The following is a 15,348-nucleotide window of genomic DNA, read 5'->3' as shown; positions in this document are numbered from 1 at the left end:
AAGACCGCTTGGCCTCCGACTTGGATGTCGCCATACTTCACGCTGACGTCGCCATAGTAATAGATCACTCGCTTGCCGTTCGAGAAGTCCTCGATGATCGAGTCCTTGGCCTCGGTGAATGCAGGACGCTCGAGTGAGCTCTTTCCGAGCAGGTCGAGTGAATCGGCACGGGATGTGGAGTCGGTGATGTGCTTGACGCGGATAGAATCCAGGCGCGCAGTCTTAGCCGAGTCGCTGAGGTTCGCCCATGCAGAATCTACGGTAGCAGCCGCATTGTTGCGGTCACGACGGTTCCTTCGGGCCGTGTTCTGGGCGGGAAGAACCGATGTGGCGAGCAGCAGGACAGCGAAGAATGCTGCGATTCTGAACCTGTTAAGAGACATCAAATAACGGTGTTGGCTAAGATTTTGTCTAAATTTTTGTAAATTTGTAACCAACAAAAGTACTACTAATTCCGGTAATTCGCAAATGAACGCACGCGCACGTATACGCATATCGATGATTCTGGCATTTATAATGCCAATCCTGACATCTGGAAACACCAGCTTTGCGGCTGTGAAGCAGGACATTAAGCTCAAGACCGTAGTGCTTGACGCTGGCCACGGCGGTACCGACCCGGGAGCCGTCAGCAGAGATGGAAAGACCAAGGAAAAGGACCTCACCCTCAAGATATCGAAGCTGGTGGGTGCGAAGATCAACGAGGCATATCCTGACGTCAAGGTCGTATACACCAGACCGGACGACAAGTTCGTCACTCTCCAGGACCGTGCGGACATAGCGAACAAGAGCCAGGCGAATCTCTTCATCTCGATCCACATCAACTCCTTCACCAATGCGAATCCGGACGGATTCTCCACCCACATCCTCGGAGAGTCGAGCAAGAAGGACCAGGATCTCTTTGCCTACAACATGAACGTCTGCAAGAGGGAGAACTCCGTGATTCTGCTCGAGGACGACTACACCACGAAATATCAGGGCTTCGACCCTAATGACCCGGAGTCATTCATCTTCTTCCACCTGATGCAGAACGCATTCTACGAGCAGAGCCTTCTCTTCGCCGCTGACGTGCAGTCTGAGCTGGAAAGGGGAAAGTGCTTCCAGAACAACCGAGGCATACACCAGGATCCTTTCTTCGTCCTCTGGAAGACCACCATGCCTGCCGTACTGATCGAGAACGGTTTCATCTCAAACCCTAAGGACCTCTCGGTCCTGAAGTCAGACGAGGGCCTCGACAAGATTGCGGAGGGCATATTCAAGGCTTTCGCAAAGTTCAAGGACCGCTACGACGGAAGCATAGACTTCAGCAAGGACAAGACCGCTGCAGCAAGCAGTACAGCCAGCGCGACGCAGAATTCCAGCAAGAGCACACAGCCAGCTACCGCAGCAAAGCCTGCGGCCAAGGAGGAGACCGCAAAGAAAGACGCAGAGGTGAAGAAGGAGACCAAGCCGGAATTCGTTCCCGCCAGTCCGGACAAGACCATGTTCGGAATCCAGGTAGTCGCCTCTTCCAAGCTCATGGCTGCTGACGATCCTTTCTTCAAGGGTTATCCGGTAAGTTGCCACAAGGCGGGCAATGTTTATAAGTATGTCATTTGTGAACAGGAGTCAGAAGAGGAACTGAAGAAAGAATTCAGGGAAGCTGCAAAGAAATTTCCTGATGCATTCATGGTCAAAATCGAAGATGAAAGATTCACTTTCTGGGGAAGGCGACCTTGATTTTATTGCCCTCAGATATGCTCAGTTGCAGAAAAATCGCGAATTGGCTTATTTATAATCTTTCAAAATTAGAAAGATATTGATTTTCAATGAGTTTTTCTTGACCTTGAGTTTTTAAACAATTGATTATCAATAGATTAAAAATCAACAAAGGCAAGCAAAACTTCCATTTTGGGGATGCACAAAAAATTAAATATGCAATAGGAAACTAAATTTTTTATTAGTTTTTTTTCCTCACATTTGCATTATAGAAACTCACTCAAGAGTATCCCCGAAATCGATATGTTACAAGACAGGCACATAGTGGTCTGGGACAAGTGTCTCAAGGTAATTGAGAACATCGTTGAACCTGACCAGTTTAAGACTTGGTTCAAGCCGCTCAAGGCTCTGAGCCTGGTCGAGAACAAGCTTACCCTCGAGGTGCCTACCGATTTCTTCCGCGACTATCTCGAGACCTACTTCCTCGATGTGATCACCAAGGTCCTCAAGAGGGAGATTGGTTCTGACGTACAGCTCTACTATCGCGTGCGTCCGGTTGTCAACAGGGGAGCTATGGAGTTCCCTTCTGCTCCTGGCAAGGAGCCTACCAACAAGACGATCTCAGTACCTACATATTCACCGTCCGGCAACCCTGGTCCGTTCGTGTACCCAGGCGTCGCACGCATCCAGATCAACCCGCAGCTGAACAGGAACTACTGTTTCCGCAACCTCATCGAGGGCGAGTGCAACAAGATGGCCGTGAATGCCGGCAAGAATATAGCACTGTACCCAGGAAAGACTTCCTTCAACCCTCTCTTCCTCTTCGGTGGCCCAGGCCTCGGCAAGACCCACATCGCGCAGTCCATCGGTATCGCGGTCAAGGAGCAGTTCCCTGATCTCGTGGTCCTCTACGTGCCTGCGAACAGGTTCAAGACCCAGTATATGGACGCCGTTAACGCGAAGAACAAGCTCGTCGATTTCCTTGCATTCTACCAGAAGATGGACGTGCTGATCGTGGATGACATCCAGGAGCTCGCCTCACCAGGTGCTCAGAACGCGTTCTTCCACATCTTCAATTACCTCCATCAGAGCGGCAAGCAGCTCATCTTCACCTCTGACCGTGCTCCTGTAGACCTTCAGAACTTCGAGGAAAGGCTTCTTTCAAGACTCAAATGGGGACTTTCGGTAGAGCTTCAGGCTCCAGACTACTCGACCCGCCTCGCGATGCTCAAGTCAAAGTGCGAAAGGGAAGGAGTGGTGCTCGACGAAGAGGTGCTCATCTACCTTGCCACCAGGGTAAAGAGCAACTTCCGCGAGCTCGAGGGTGCGCTCATATCGCTCATCGCGAACGCGACCCTCGCACACCAGCCAATCACCGTGGAACTCGCCGAGAAGATCACAGGCAAGATCGTGTCCGAGGAGAAGAACGAACTCACCATCGACAAGGTCCAGAAGGTCGTTTGCGAATACTTCAACCTCACGAAGGAGCAGCTCATCTCCAATTCGCGCAAGCGCCAGATCGTTCAGGCTCGCCAGATCTCGATGTACATGTCGAGGAATCTCATCAGTTGCTCACTCTCTACCATCGGTGCAGAGAGCGGTGGAAAGGATCATGCAACAGTGCTGCACGCATGCACCACTGTCCAGGATCTGATGACCACGGACAGGGTATTCAAGCAGTATGTCACTGATATAGAAAAGATGCTTAGCGCATCGAGGCGATAGTCTCGCGAGGATTCTCGCTCTTGAAGACAGCACTTCCCGCTACAAGAATGTCGGCACCGGCCTCAGCAAGGAGCTTTGCGTTTGCAGGGCTCACGCCACCGTCTATCTCGATCTGGGTCTTCAGGCCACGCCTTACGATCTCAGCCTTGAGGGTACGTATCCTGTCGTAGGTCTCCTCGATGAACTTCTGACCGCCGAATCCAGCGAACACTGACATCAGAAGGATATAGTCGCATTCCTCGAGATAGGGGAAGAGCGACTCGACTGGCTTGTCCGGATTGATCACGAGACCAGCCTTGCATCCGTTGTTCTTGATGAGACCGAGCACAGGCTCAGGATCATGCACGGCCTCGAGATGAAAGCTTATCATCTTCGCGCCGGTCGCCGCGAAACGCTCGACATATACCTGAGGATGCTGTATCATCAGGTGCACGTCCATCGGTCGCTTCGCCACCTTCGCGATGGCTTCCACGACAGGGAAGCCGAAGGAGATGTTAGGAACGAACTTTCCGTCCATGATGTCGAGGTGGAAAATGTCTGCGTATCTGTTCACGATGTCCGCGCTCTCGCTCAGGTGGAGGAAGTCTGCGGCAAGCATCGAAGGTGCAATCTTTACCATTATCTGAAATTAGTTACGAGGTCAGTAAGAAGGAGTACGAACTTGTCGAGTGACGCGATTTCAAGCTTCTCGCCCGGTGCATGAACACCGCGGAGAGTAGGTCCAACGGAGATCATATCAAGGCCAGGAAAGGTCTCGGTGAAGAGACCGCACTCAAGTCCAGCATGAATTGCAAGTACCTTAGGTTCAGCTCCGAAGAGCTTTTTATATGAAGCAACGCATGCATCGCGTATTGGCGAATCGCTTGCTGGTGCCCAGCCCGGATACTCGGACTCGTGCTCGACGTTTGCGCCTGCCTGCAAGAAGCAAGCCTCGACCTTCCTGCCGGCTGAGCGACGCGCCGCCTTGATGCAGCTGCGCTGGCTGGTTCCGATGCGGATGACGCCTGGTTCTGTCATCTTCACCGAAGCGAGGTTGGTCGATGTCTCCACGAAGTTCGCGACATCCTGGCTCATCGCAAGCACTCCGTGTGGAGCTGCTGCAAGTGAGGTCACGAGCTTGTTCGCGGTATGCTTGTCGATAGCCACCATGTCGTCCTCCACCGGAGAGACGGTAGCCATAAGCTTTATGTTCTTTTCTCTCGATCCATAGATTTCGAGCATCGCATCCCTGAACTCATCCACGGTCTCGAGACACTCGTCCACGAGCTCTTCCGAAAGTGCGATTTCGGCACGGGCGTCGCGTGCGATGGCGTTACGCTTGTTTCCGCCGTCGATGCTGATGATCTGATATCCGAGTGGGAGGAGGTCATAGAGGAGGTTTGCAAGAAGCTTCACGGCATTTGCACGGCCCCTGTTGATGTCGTCGCCGCTGTGTCCGCCGATGCAGCCGCTGATCGCAAGCTCCACTACGACACTGTCAGACTCGACGTCCTCTTCCTTATAGTTGAACTTTGCGGTGGTGTCGAGTCCGCCCGCACATCCTACGAATATCTGTCCTTCGTCCTCTGAGTCGAGGTTGATGAGGGTCTTACCAGTGATGAATCCCGGCTTGAGAGCCATCGCGCCGTCAAGTCCTGTCTCCTCAGAAACAGTGAAGAGGGCCTCGATCTTTCCGGTAGGATCGTCACTGACGAGGAGTTCGAGCGCAGTCGCCATTCCGATGCCGCAATCTGCTCCGAGAGTGGTCTCGTGCGATACCATCCAGCCATCCTCGATCACAAATGGGATAGGATCCTTGGTGAAGTCGTGGCTGGAACCAGCTGTCTTCTCGCATACCATGTCGCTATGCGACTGAAGCACTATGGTAGGGACATCCTCCTTTCCTGGAGTTGCTTCCTTGGTGATCACTACGTTTCCGGCTTCGTCGGTCTTACAGTCGAGGCCATGCTTTGCTGCAAAGTCCTGAAGCCATTTTACGATCAGTTCCTCGTGTCCAGATTCGCGAGGTATGGTGGTTATCTCCTTGAAGATTTCAAGAACATTCTCTGCGTTCATCGTAATCTGCTGTTAAAGTCTTTTTCTATATCAGACAAAGATAATGATAAATCTAATCTTGAACTAAGATAATCCATGAAAATTTCAAGCTCTTTCTCGAGTTCGAAAGCAGGTATCTCCTCTGGGCTGACACCCTTGTCCTGAGCGACTGCCATCCTCAGGGAAATAGGATTAGGAAGGTCGGCAGGGAAGTCCGTCTCATTGATGTCGAGACCTATTCCAATGATGGAATCCAGCACATCTTTCTCTCTGACCTTAAGCTTTATAAGCAATCCGCATATCTTCTTGTCACCCAAATATATATCATTAGGCAACTTAATTTTTGCTTCAATTCCTTTCGAGCCAAGATAATCCACTACGGCAAGGGCTGTTCCCCAGCTTATCCTGGACTGATTCCTGGCCTCCATCTGGCCCTTTTCGTACTGCTCGACTACGGTGAATGTGAGGTTCTCTCCAGGCGCCGAATGCCACTTGTGGTCACCCTGTCCGCGACCTGCCGTCTGACTCCATGCCGCGATGACTGACAAAATGTCAACACTGCCATTGTTGCCCTCAGAAAGCCATCTTTCTGCCTCCGAATTGGTGGAATCCAATTCTTTATACCATATAATGTTCCAGCCTCTTTTCATTGGTTCGAAAATTGTTATATTTGTAATTGCAAAAATAACGAATTAAAAAATTGGAAGAAAACATCATCAACGTCATTGCTGACGCAATGCTCGAAAAGAAGGGCCAGGGCGTGATTTCGCTCGACCTTACCAAGATAGGTACCGCAATTTCGGACCATTTCATCGTGTGCAACGCTGACAGCACCACCAACGTGCTCGCCATTGCTGATAATGTAGAAGACCGTGTCATCGAGAAGCTCCACCGCAAGGTGGTACGCTCTCAGGGTAAGGAGAACGCATTCTGGATCATCCTCGACTACACCGACGTAGTCGTTCATGTGTTCCAGACTCCTTATCGTTCATTCTACAGACTCGAGGATCTCTGGGCAGATGCCGAGAAGACAGAATTCACAGACGAAAACTAACCCATGGCAGACAACAAAGGCAAGAAACCTAAGATAAGAAGATTCACCGTCAACCTCTCGTGGTTGTACGTGATCTTCCTTGTGATCATCGTCTACATGATGTTCACCGGGGAGGGAAGCGCTAATCCACAGAAGATTGAGTGGGATGAGGTAAAGCAGATGTTCAACTCAGGAGACATCAAGGAGATAGTCTTCGTGAGGAACGACTTCAAGGGTCAGGTGACCGTGAAGCAGGAGAGTCTCGAGAAGTATGCTTCCAAGTTCGGAGGCGTAGTTCCGAAGAAGTCTCCTCACTTCATCTTCCTCGTCTCAGGCAGCTTCAACGCAGAGGAGATGTTCGGTGCTCTCAACGAGAACCTTCCTGCTACAGACCAGGTGAAGATCGTGATGACCAACAACGACAGGATGTGGTCAAAGGCAGCCGAGTGGCTCATTTTCCCTATCCTGCTGATCATCATGTACGTATTCATGTTCCGCAGCATAGGTCGTGGCAACGGTAACGGCGGCGGCAACATATTCGCCGTGGGAAAGACCACCGGAAAGGTAGTTGAGAAGAAGGACAATCCTGTGACCTTCAAGGATGTCGCCGGTCTCTACCGCGCCAAGGAGGAGGTAGTCGAGATAGTCGATTTCCTGAAGAACCCGAAGAAGTACACAGCCCTCGGAGGCAAGATTCCGAAGGGTGCCCTTCTCGTAGGCCCTCCGGGTACAGGTAAGACCCTCCTTGCGAAGGCTGTTGCAGGCGAAGCCAACGTTCCTTTCTTCAGCATCTCCGGTTCAGATTTCGTGGAGATGTTCGTCGGAGTGGGTGCCTCACGAGTTCGTGACCTCTTCCGTCAGGCTAAGGAGAAGGCACCTTGCATCGTCTTCATTGACGAGATCGATGCTGTCGGTCGTGCAAGGGGCAAGAATGCAGGCTTTTCTTCAAATGACGAGCGCGAAAATACTCTCAACCAGCTCCTTACAGAAATGGACGGTTTCGGTTCAAACAGCGGTGTGATCATTCTCGCCGCAACTAACCGCGCCGACATTCTCGACAAGGCACTCATGCGTGCCGGCCGTTTCGACCGCCAGATCCATGTGAGCCTTCCTGACCTCAATGAGAGAAAGGAAATCTTCGGAGTACATACCCGCAAGCTCAAGCTCGCCGGTGACTTCGACATGGAGCTCATCGCAAAGAACACCCCTGGCTTCAGCGGCGCTGACATAGCAAACGTCTGCAACGAGGCTGCTCTTACTGCAGCGCGCAGGAACAAGAGCGCCATCGACCAGACCGATTTCCTTGACGCAGTAGACCGCATCGTCGGCGGTATAGAGCGCAGCAAGACCATCATGTCCAAGGAAGAGAAGATGCTCACCGCATACCACGAGGCCGGACATGCTGTCACCGGATGGGTACTTCCATTCGCGAGCCCGGTGCTCAAGGTCAGCATCATCCCTCGCGGACAGGCACTCGGACTCACCTGGAACCTTCCTGACGAGCGCGTCATCCAGGACCGCAACCACATGTTGGACGAGCTTTGTGTCCTCATGGGCGGTAGGGTTGCCGAGGAAATCTATCGCGGTGTCCCATGCTCAGGTGCTCTCAATGATCTCGAAAGGCTTACCAGAATGGCGTACGCAATGGTATCCTACTATGGTATGAGCGACAAGGTCGGCAACCTCAGCTTCTATGACAGCACAGGTTCTCGTGGCTTCGACCTCACCAAGCCTTACAGCGAGAAGACAGCTGAACTGATCGACCAGGAGGTCAAGGAACTCGTGGACCAGATCCACGACAGGACCTACCAGATACTTACCGAGCACAAGGCAGAGTTCGAGGCCGTGGCCCAGGAACTCATAGACAAGGAGCTCATCCTCTCGTCTGACCTCGAGCGCATCATCGGTCCTAAGGCCGGCATCCACGGCCAGGACAGACTCGAGCCAGAGGAGCAGAAGCCGGGAGAACCTGCCGCAGAGCAGGCTGCGCCGTCCGCTGAGCCAAGTGCTGAAACCGCTCCCGCCGAGGTGCCGACCGAGGCTCCGGAGAACACTGAACCTGAACCAAAAGAAGTAGAATAATGAAGACCCTTATCACAAGGACTCTGACCGGACTTGCCTACCTCGTAGTGATGGTAGGCTGTCTGCTTTTAAGCAAATACTGCTTCCTCGTGGTCATGCTGCTTGTAGTGACCATGATGATGCACGAATTCCACAAGATGAACATGGGTGGAGCATACCCTGTGCAGCAGGTGCTCTCGGTCCTCACAGGACTTTCCATCTTCCTTCTTTTCTTCTGCCACATGGCATACGGAATCGAGGTAAAGTACATCCTGCTCGCCTACGTCCCTCTCTTCGCCTTGATGGTCAGTTTCTTCGGGATCAAGGATAGGGAAGAGTTTGCGAAGGTATCGCATCTCTTCACCTCGATACTCTACATCGCCATCCCGATGTCGATGTTCAATCTCCTGGTATTCCACAACTACAACTTCGACGGTACCATACTCCTTGGCTACTTCATCATCGTATGGATGTCAGACGTAGGAGCGTATTGCTTCGGAATGGCACTCGGACAGAAGTATGGTCCGAAGCTCTGCCCGAACATCTCTCCGAAGAAGAGCTGGATAGGAGTAGGCGGCGGAATCGTTGCCTCCGTAGCTACAGGAGCTGTCCTCAGCACCATAGGATGCCTTCCTTACGGAATGGGCCACTGCATCGCCCTCGCTACCTTAATCTGCGTTACAGGCATCTGCGGCGACCTCATCGAGTCAGTATGGAAGCGCGCTTGCGGCATCAAGGATTCAGGTAACTGCATCCCTGGCCATGGCGGAATGATGGACAGGTTCGACAGCGCAATGGTCGCCATCCCTTCAGCTGTCATATACATGATTGTTTTCGGACTGATCTAAACCTAACTATAAATGAAAAAAGTAAAGATACATCAGGACGGACGCGGTACGATCGCGGTGGTGTGGTTCATCGCACTCTCGCTCATCGTCATCTCCGTCACCATGATCAACCCTAGGTTCATCTGGCTGCCTATCGTGATTCTAATGGGCTTCATGATGGCATGGATACTTTTCTTCTTCCGTGTGCCTGTGAGGGGCAATATCTACGGCAAGAACGTGGTCACCAGCGTTGCTGACGGCCAGGTCGTAATCGTAGAGAAGGTATATGAGCCAGAATACTTCAAGTGCGAGGTCATGCAGGTATCCGTGTACATGAGCTTCTTCAACGTACACGTCAACTACTGGCCAATCGACGGTGAGAACACCTATTACAAGTATCATCCGGGAAGATATCTCCTCGCGTGGATGCCGAAGGCATCGGAGCTCAACGAGCACGCGTCTATAGCTGTGAAGAACGAGTGCGGAGAGGTCTTCTTCAAGCAGATGGCCGGAACCTTCGCACGTAGGATCGTAACTTACGATTGCGTAGGTGAGCAGGTGGAGAAAGCCTCTCAGTGCGGTATCATCAAGTTCGGCTCACGTATAGACATGTATCTCCCACTTACAGCGAAGATTAACGTTGAAGTAGGAGATGAAGTAAGAGCCTGCGAATCAGTGATTGCTAAGCTTTAAGCATTCTCAATAAGTTCGAGAAGTCGATCGATGGCCTCGGTCTCTGGCACATGCCTGAGCACCGGGGTCTTTCCTTTATAGATGGACACCTTGTGGTTTCCTTCTCCGACATATCCCCAGTCTGCGTCAGCCATCTCGCCAGGTCCGTTCACGATACATCCCATCACGGCGATGACCATGCCCTTGAGGTGTGCCGTGCGACGCTTGACCTCGTTGAAGGTCTCCTCGAGATTGTACATGGTTCGTCCGCAACCAGGGCATGCGACATACTCTGGACGGTAGAATTTCCTGCGGCAAGCCTGGAGAAGCTCGTCCTCGAGGTAAGCTGCGAACTCAGGATCACAGCCCTCGATCTTGACCTCGTCGATCTCCCTGTCCATGAGCCTCTTTCCCCAGTCGCAGGATGCGTCGAGGATGAGACGTTCGTTGGATGGAGCTGCGTAGGTCGCGATTGCCTTGCGTCCTTCGATGACCACCTTGGACATGGTTGAGCTGAGCTTGCCGTCGTAACGGTCAGCAAGGTAGCGTGCGACAGGGAGTTCGTTCTCAGGATCCTCTGTGAGCGAAACTCGTATGGTATTTCCTATTCCTTCAGAAAGAAGGGTGCTGATACCGACACATGACTTGATTCTTCCAGAATCGCCGTTTCCGGCCTCGGTTACACCAAGATGGAGAGGGAAGTGCATGTCCTCCTTTTCCATGGCCTCTGCAAGAAGCCTGTATGCCTCGACCATAACTATAGTGTTTGAGGCCTTGAGAGAAACTACTACGCGCTCGAAATCCTGCTCGCGGCACATATGGAGCCATTCCATCACGGCTTCCTTCATTGCGAGCGGAGTGTTACCGTAGAGGTTGGTGATCCTTTCTCCGAGCGAACCATGGTTGAGTCCGATGCGGAGGGTTGTGCCGTGTTCCTTGCAAACCGCAACGAGGCGTGCGAACTGCTCGCGAGCCTTCTCATGATCCTTATGGAAGTTACCAGGATTGATCCTGACCTTCTCTACGACAGCTGCTGCGGCGATGGCGACCTCCGATGAGAAATGGACGTCAGCGACGAGAGGTACGGTTATTCCATCTGCGTTGAGCCTCCTGCGTATCTCCGCAAGGTCCTCGACTTCCTTCACTCCCGGAACGGTGAGTCGGATGAGCTCGGCGCCTGCCTTTGCCAACCTTACGCACTGCGCGTATGATGCATCGACATCGCTGGTGTGCGTGTTGCACATGGTCTGGATTGCGATAGGGTTAGAACCTCCGAGTACGAGGTTATCGCCGATCTTTACTTCTCTTGCTGTCATTTCTGATTATTTAAAGCTTCCCTGGCCTCCATCTTGATCTGCCTTGTGGTCTTTCCGACACGCTTGGTCAGCTGGACATGGATTCCTGCGGATATGATGATACTGTATGGGTAAGCGTACCTATAATAGATCTCGCTGTCGTAATTCGGGTTGAAGAGGCAATTGAACGAGTGCTTGTAGGTTGCGGTCAGGTGGAACTCGATAGGGTCGAAAACGAAGCCGAAACCTGCGCCTCCCTTGAGTCCATAATCGAACTTGCGGTCGTAGTCATTGAACTCCCTGCTGATGACCTCGTCATTGCGATACCTTACGATATTTGCCCTGTAGCCGACGTAGTAACCGGCATTGATGATGAGCTTCATCTTCCAGAAGTCGATGTGGGCATGGGCCAGCACGCTGCCGTCGTAGGTGGTAATGAAGGCCTTGTCGGCGCCGGACTCAGTGTAGTTCGGGGCACCGGTCTCCTTGTCGATCTTGAACCTGTATCCTTCTGTGTTATAGAAAGCTCCCACCTGAATTCCGAAATACGGCATGAAATTGAACATTTTGCCATATCGGGTATAGACTATACCGAAGTTGTACGGAGACACTACGAAACGCTGCTGACGGCTCGGATTATAGAAGGCTGACGCCACGCCGGCACCGTACTGCACACCGATCATCGTATAGTCGTTGATGAGATTCTTCTTCTTGACGACCACTGTGTCAAGATATAGGTTGTCAAAGCTCAGGGTATCGCTCTGAAGCTTGAGTTCCTTCCTGCTCTTGCGTGGCTTCTTCTCCTTCGCGATAGGGTCATCCTTGATCTGGAGCTTACCCTCGTCGATGTCATCGTCTATGAATTCGATGTCGACCAGAAGGGAATCTCTGTTCTGGGCGTGAGAGATGCCAGGCAGCAGCAGTGACGCCACCACGACGAGGATTGATATGAGAGAAATCCTTTTCATCGTCTGAACATTTCCTCAAGATTGATGTTCTGCTCTATCTCGGCAGACTCCATTATGATGATATCCTCCTTGCCGTTCTCCAGCCTGTAGAACTTCACCTTCTCTGGCTGACGGTGCTCCAGGAGATTACCGGTATCGACAATACCGTTCCTGTTCACGTCCTCAGTCACGCGTATGCTGTACTTCGCCGCTTTAAGGTAAGGGAACTCAAGCGTACAGTCGCTGTCGATGATGTAGCTGCGAATCACCTTGTCCCTCTTCTCGTTGAGAAGCTCTACGATGTACTTGTTCTTCACCCCGGTAAATACCGTCTTCATAAGGCTGAGCTTGTCGTCCTTAGGAAGTGACACCTTGACCTCGGTGCTGTCGTTGTAGTATCCGTTTATGTCCTTGAACTTACGGTGAGGAATCTTGAGGAAGTACTCATATCCTTCCATAAGCTTGTCCTGAGGCCATACGGTGTACTTTCTCAGATTGAGAGTGTCCTGCTCGACCCTGTACTTTGCAATGCTTTCCTGCTGACGAGGGTTGACGGAGCGGAATACGAGAGAGTCCCATCCATCCTCGACGATAGGGTACTTGAACTCGATCTCGAAGCCGTACTGCTCGATTCTCTCCGGCTCTGGCTTGAGAGTAAATACGCAGAGGGTATCTTCCTTCTTTATATCGCGCTTCGAGCTCTTTGCGGCTGCCGACGTGCCCTTAGGGCGAGGAAGCTTGACCTGTTCGGTCTGCATCTTCAGCACGCCTGCCGTGTCCGTCTTCATGTACTTGACATTGAGATAGAGCGTATCAGGCTGCTTCCTTGCATCGTTCACCCATATCTCGAGACTGTCCTGCATCACGTTGAACTGGGTGATGAGCCTCTCCGGACGCACGCCCCTGATCCACACTGAGTCGACCTGCGCATAAGGCGCCATGAAGGTGATGTAAGCGGTCCTTTCTCCGACTCGCTCCTTGTTCACGATCAGCTGCTTGCTCGGCTTCTCGCGGAACATCGAGAGCTCATACTCCGACTTCCTGGCCTTGCACTTGAGAGTATCCTTCATGTCATACTTCATGAGCTCGACTATGGTATCGGCAACGACCTGGACAGGGCGTATGAGAGAGTCGATGAAGGCTATCCTCTCGCTCTCAGGATCGTACTTGTTATTGTTGTTCTCGTCGACGATCGCATACATCCTGTAAAGTGTATCCTGGATGTTCCTGAGCGCGAAGAAGCCCCAGTCGTCGGTCTTTATCGAGGCATCCGGCCTATGAAGGAATACTGCGCTGTCCGCATGGTCCTTATAGAGGAGCACTGTCGCACCCTTAATCGGATTCAGGGTATTGCAGTCCTGCACCGTTCCGGTGAGCATCATTGTATCGATCTGGTCGCCGGTAGAGAACACGAGCGAATATCCGGGATACTTGTTGCCTTCGTTGTTGTCTGCAAGCGCACCGGTGATGTCGAGCACGTATGTCTTGTTCGGGTCAAGGTCGCTCTCGAACTCCACCACGAGGCTCTTGCCCTGGATCTTGTACTTAGGTTTCTTCTCCAAAGGAGGGGAGAGATAGATGTTGTTCGGTTCCTTGACCACCACGTACTCGTCGAACGTGAAGGTGACCTTGGTACCATGCACGGGTACGTTCGTCGCTCCAGGCTCCGGAGAGATCTTCTTGATCACCGGAGGAATGGTATCCTTTGGTCCACCGCTAGGCGGAGTGGTGGTGTTCGCGCAGGAATGCGAGAACATCATCGATCCGAGTATGAGGAGGATCGGAATCGCTGGGAGCAGATTTATGAGCCTTTTGTTCATTTTCTTCTATAGGTCGTTACGTACTACTTTCCTCAGTCCTTCGATGCGGCTGAGACGCTTTATGAGCTTGTCGAGCTCGTCGGTGTCATGTACGGAAAGTACTATATATCCGTCGAACACGCCGGTATCCGTATGGAGAGCGAATTCGCGTATGTTCATGCTGAGCACGAGGGATATGTATCTCGTGATCTCGTTGAGTATTCCTATTCGGTCGATTCCGGAGAGCGAGAGCTTCACATCGAAAGACTGCTCGCCGGTGCTTTCCCATTCAGGTATGACGATATTGTCGCCGTACTTCGAGGCAAGGCTGTTCGCCTCAGGGCAGGTCTTCTTGTGGATGACCACCTTGCCATCCTCGTTTATGAATCCCACCACGCTGTCGCCAGGAATAGGCTTGCAGCACTTGGAGATCACGACCTTGCCGATGTTGTCCTTGTTGATGACGTAAGGAGCCTTCCTGTTGGCCTTGCTGAGCAGGCCGAAGAGGTTCCAGGTGGACTTCTGCTTGTCGGTCGGCTTCTCCTCGAAATCCTGGGACATGCTGTCCTTGCCGGCGTTGACGTCGCGGTAGTAGTTGCTCACCACGTTGCGCGCCTTGTGGGTGATGAGGAAGTCGAGCCACTCCTTCTTAGGTATACCGTCACCGGCGGTGATGATCTCGACCTGGTCTCCGGTCCGCAGGACATAGTTGAGTGCCACGAGCTTCATGTTGACCTTGGCGGCAATGGCCTGGTTGCCGACATGGGTATGGATCATGTATGCGAAGTCAAGGGCTGTCGCACCTTTCTGGATACGGCGCTGCTCACCCTTCGGAGTGAATACGAATATGTCGGTGGTGGTGAGGTCGTTGTGGATCATGTCCAGAAGCTCGAGAGATGAGACGTCCGGATTGACGAGTATGGACTTGATCTTGTTGATCCAGAGTTCCATCTCGGACTCGGAGTTCGACTCGCTGACCCCGTTCTTCTTGTAAGCCCAGTGAGCGGCGATACCCTTCTCGGCGATGTCGTTCATCCTCTGGCTGCGTATCTGGACCTCGACCCAGATACCGGTATTGCTCATCACGGTGACATGCAGGGCCTCATATCCGTTGGACTTGGGGTGCATCACCCAGTCGCGCACACGCTCTGGCCTGTACTCATATATGCCCGTTATGAGCGAGAATATATGGAAACATTCCTGACGTTCCTCCATAAGGTCGTCGGACTTCGGGGTGAAGACAATCCTCACCGCATAGAT

At 52.3% G+C, this 15,348-nt stretch carries 14 protein-coding genes; 6 read left to right on the top strand and 8 right to left on the bottom strand.

Annotation, left to right across the window (positions count from 1 at the left end):
• The coding region (locus AC06ND_RS10500; RefSeq protein ID WP_475678933.1) for a hypothetical protein at positions 1–383 on the bottom strand (383 nt) is incomplete at its 3' end.
• Positions 384–555: 172 nt separating this feature from the next.
• Here AC06ND_RS10500 and AC06ND_RS10495 point away from each other — a divergent pair.
• Together AC06ND_RS10495 and dnaA are read left to right on the top strand one after the other, a co-directional pair.
• Positions 556–1,716 (top strand): N-acetylmuramoyl-L-alanine amidase family protein, encoded by a 1,161-nt coding sequence (locus AC06ND_RS10495; protein WP_475678932.1) that lies wholly within the window; start codon positions 556–558, stop codon positions 1,714–1,716.
• 282 nt (positions 1,717–1,998) lie between these two features.
• Positions 1,999–3,420 (top strand): chromosomal replication initiator protein DnaA, encoded by a 1,422-nt coding sequence (gene dnaA, locus AC06ND_RS10490; protein ID WP_475678931.1) that lies wholly within the window; start codon positions 1,999–2,001, stop codon positions 3,418–3,420.
• On the opposite strand, the gene rpe is transcribed toward dnaA, so the two are convergent.
• The 3 genes from rpe to AC06ND_RS10475 are packed head-to-tail and all read right to left on the bottom strand — an operon-like array spanning position 3,401 to position 6,104.
• Positions 3,401–4,039 (bottom strand): ribulose-phosphate 3-epimerase, encoded by a 639-nt coding sequence (gene rpe / locus AC06ND_RS10485; protein WP_475678930.1) that lies wholly within the window; start codon positions 4,037–4,039, stop codon positions 3,401–3,403. The genes dnaA and rpe overlap by 20 nt on opposite strands.
• Positions 4,039–5,475, bottom strand: coding sequence for an aminoacyl-histidine dipeptidase (locus AC06ND_RS10480; RefSeq protein WP_475678929.1), 1,437 nt, complete (start codon positions 5,473–5,475; stop codon positions 4,039–4,041). The genes rpe and AC06ND_RS10480 overlap by 1 nt, the downstream gene beginning before the upstream one ends.
• Positions 5,472–6,104, bottom strand: coding sequence for a biotin--[acetyl-CoA-carboxylase] ligase (locus AC06ND_RS10475; protein ID WP_475678928.1), 633 nt, complete (start codon positions 6,102–6,104; stop codon positions 5,472–5,474). The genes AC06ND_RS10480 and AC06ND_RS10475 overlap by 4 nt, the downstream gene beginning before the upstream one ends.
• Positions 6,105–6,154: 50 nt before the next feature.
• Between AC06ND_RS10475 and rsfS the strand changes: the two genes are divergently transcribed.
• The 4 genes from rsfS to AC06ND_RS10455 are packed head-to-tail and all read left to right on the top strand — an operon-like array spanning position 6,155 to position 10,068.
• Entirely contained in the window at positions 6,155–6,508 is a 354-nt protein-coding gene (rsfS, locus tag AC06ND_RS10470; protein ID WP_475678927.1) for a ribosome silencing factor, read from the top strand.
• 3 nt (positions 6,509–6,511) lie between these two features.
• Positions 6,512–8,569 carry an ATP-dependent zinc metalloprotease FtsH gene (gene ftsH / locus AC06ND_RS10465; protein WP_475678926.1) on the top strand — a complete coding sequence of 686 codons (2,058 nt, stop codon included), beginning with the start codon at positions 6,512–6,514 and terminating at the stop codon, positions 8,567–8,569.
• On the top strand, positions 8,569–9,396 hold the full coding sequence (locus AC06ND_RS10460; protein WP_475678925.1) for a phosphatidate cytidylyltransferase: 828 nt from the start codon (positions 8,569–8,571) through the stop codon (positions 9,394–9,396). Before ftsH ends, AC06ND_RS10460 begins: the two co-directional genes overlap by 1 nt.
• A 12-nt stretch (positions 9,397–9,408) precedes the next feature.
• Positions 9,409–10,068 carry a phosphatidylserine decarboxylase gene (locus AC06ND_RS10455; RefSeq protein ID WP_475678924.1) on the top strand — a complete coding sequence of 220 codons (660 nt, stop codon included), beginning with the start codon at positions 9,409–9,411 and terminating at the stop codon, positions 10,066–10,068.
• On the opposite strand, the gene ispG is transcribed toward AC06ND_RS10455, so the two are convergent.
• The 4 genes from ispG to AC06ND_RS10435 all read right to left on the bottom strand — a co-directional run.
• On the bottom strand, positions 10,065–11,363 hold the full coding sequence (gene ispG / locus AC06ND_RS10450; protein ID WP_475678923.1) for a (E)-4-hydroxy-3-methylbut-2-enyl-diphosphate synthase: 1,299 nt from the start codon (positions 11,361–11,363) through the stop codon (positions 10,065–10,067). The genes AC06ND_RS10455 and ispG overlap by 4 nt on opposite strands.
• Entirely contained in the window at positions 11,360–12,310 is a 951-nt protein-coding gene (locus AC06ND_RS10445) for an outer membrane beta-barrel protein (RefSeq protein WP_475678922.1), read from the bottom strand. The genes ispG and AC06ND_RS10445 overlap by 4 nt, the downstream gene beginning before the upstream one ends.
• On the bottom strand, positions 12,307–14,109 hold the full coding sequence (locus AC06ND_RS10440; RefSeq protein WP_475678921.1) for an Ig-like domain-containing domain: 1,803 nt from the start codon (positions 14,107–14,109) through the stop codon (positions 12,307–12,309). The genes AC06ND_RS10445 and AC06ND_RS10440 overlap by 4 nt, the downstream gene beginning before the upstream one ends.
• A 6-nt stretch (positions 14,110–14,115) precedes the next feature.
• Positions 14,116–15,348 (bottom strand): TGS domain-containing protein (locus AC06ND_RS10435; RefSeq protein ID WP_475678920.1); only part of this gene is annotated, 1,233 nt, incomplete at its 5' end.

It is taken from the genome of Candidatus Cryptobacteroides sp., assembly GCF_056207615.1.
Note: the sequence above shows the minus strand (reverse complement) of the source record. Positions and strands in the feature narration are given on the sequence as shown.

What these genes read in the sequence shown, in the direction of transcription:
- AC06ND_RS10475 (WP_475678928.1), bottom strand. Translation starts at nt 6,104, where the DNA reads ATGAAAAGAGGCTGGAACATTATATGGTATAAAGAATTGGATTCCACC.
- AC06ND_RS10455 (WP_475678924.1), top strand. Translation starts at nt 9,409, where the DNA reads ATGAAAAAAGTAAAGATACATCAGGACGGACGCGGTACGATCGCGGTG.
- AC06ND_RS10480 (WP_475678929.1), bottom strand. Translation starts at nt 5,475, where the DNA reads ATGAACGCAGAGAATGTTCTTGAAATCTTCAAGGAGATAACCACCATA.
- AC06ND_RS10445 (WP_475678922.1), bottom strand. Translation starts at nt 12,310, where the DNA reads ATGAAAAGGATTTCTCTCATATCAATCCTCGTCGTGGTGGCGTCACTG.
- rpe (WP_475678930.1), bottom strand. Translation starts at nt 4,039, where the DNA reads ATGGTAAAGATTGCACCTTCGATGCTTGCCGCAGACTTCCTCCACCTG.
- dnaA (WP_475678931.1), top strand. Translation starts at nt 1,999, where the DNA reads ATGTTACAAGACAGGCACATAGTGGTCTGGGACAAGTGTCTCAAGGTA.
- ftsH (WP_475678926.1), top strand. Translation starts at nt 6,512, where the DNA reads ATGGCAGACAACAAAGGCAAGAAACCTAAGATAAGAAGATTCACCGTC.
- AC06ND_RS10440 (WP_475678921.1), bottom strand. Translation starts at nt 14,109, where the DNA reads ATGAACAAAAGGCTCATAAATCTGCTCCCAGCGATTCCGATCCTCCTC.
- ispG (WP_475678923.1), bottom strand. Translation starts at nt 11,363, where the DNA reads ATGACAGCAAGAGAAGTAAAGATCGGCGATAACCTCGTACTCGGAGGT.
- AC06ND_RS10460 (WP_475678925.1), top strand. Translation starts at nt 8,569, where the DNA reads ATGAAGACCCTTATCACAAGGACTCTGACCGGACTTGCCTACCTCGTA.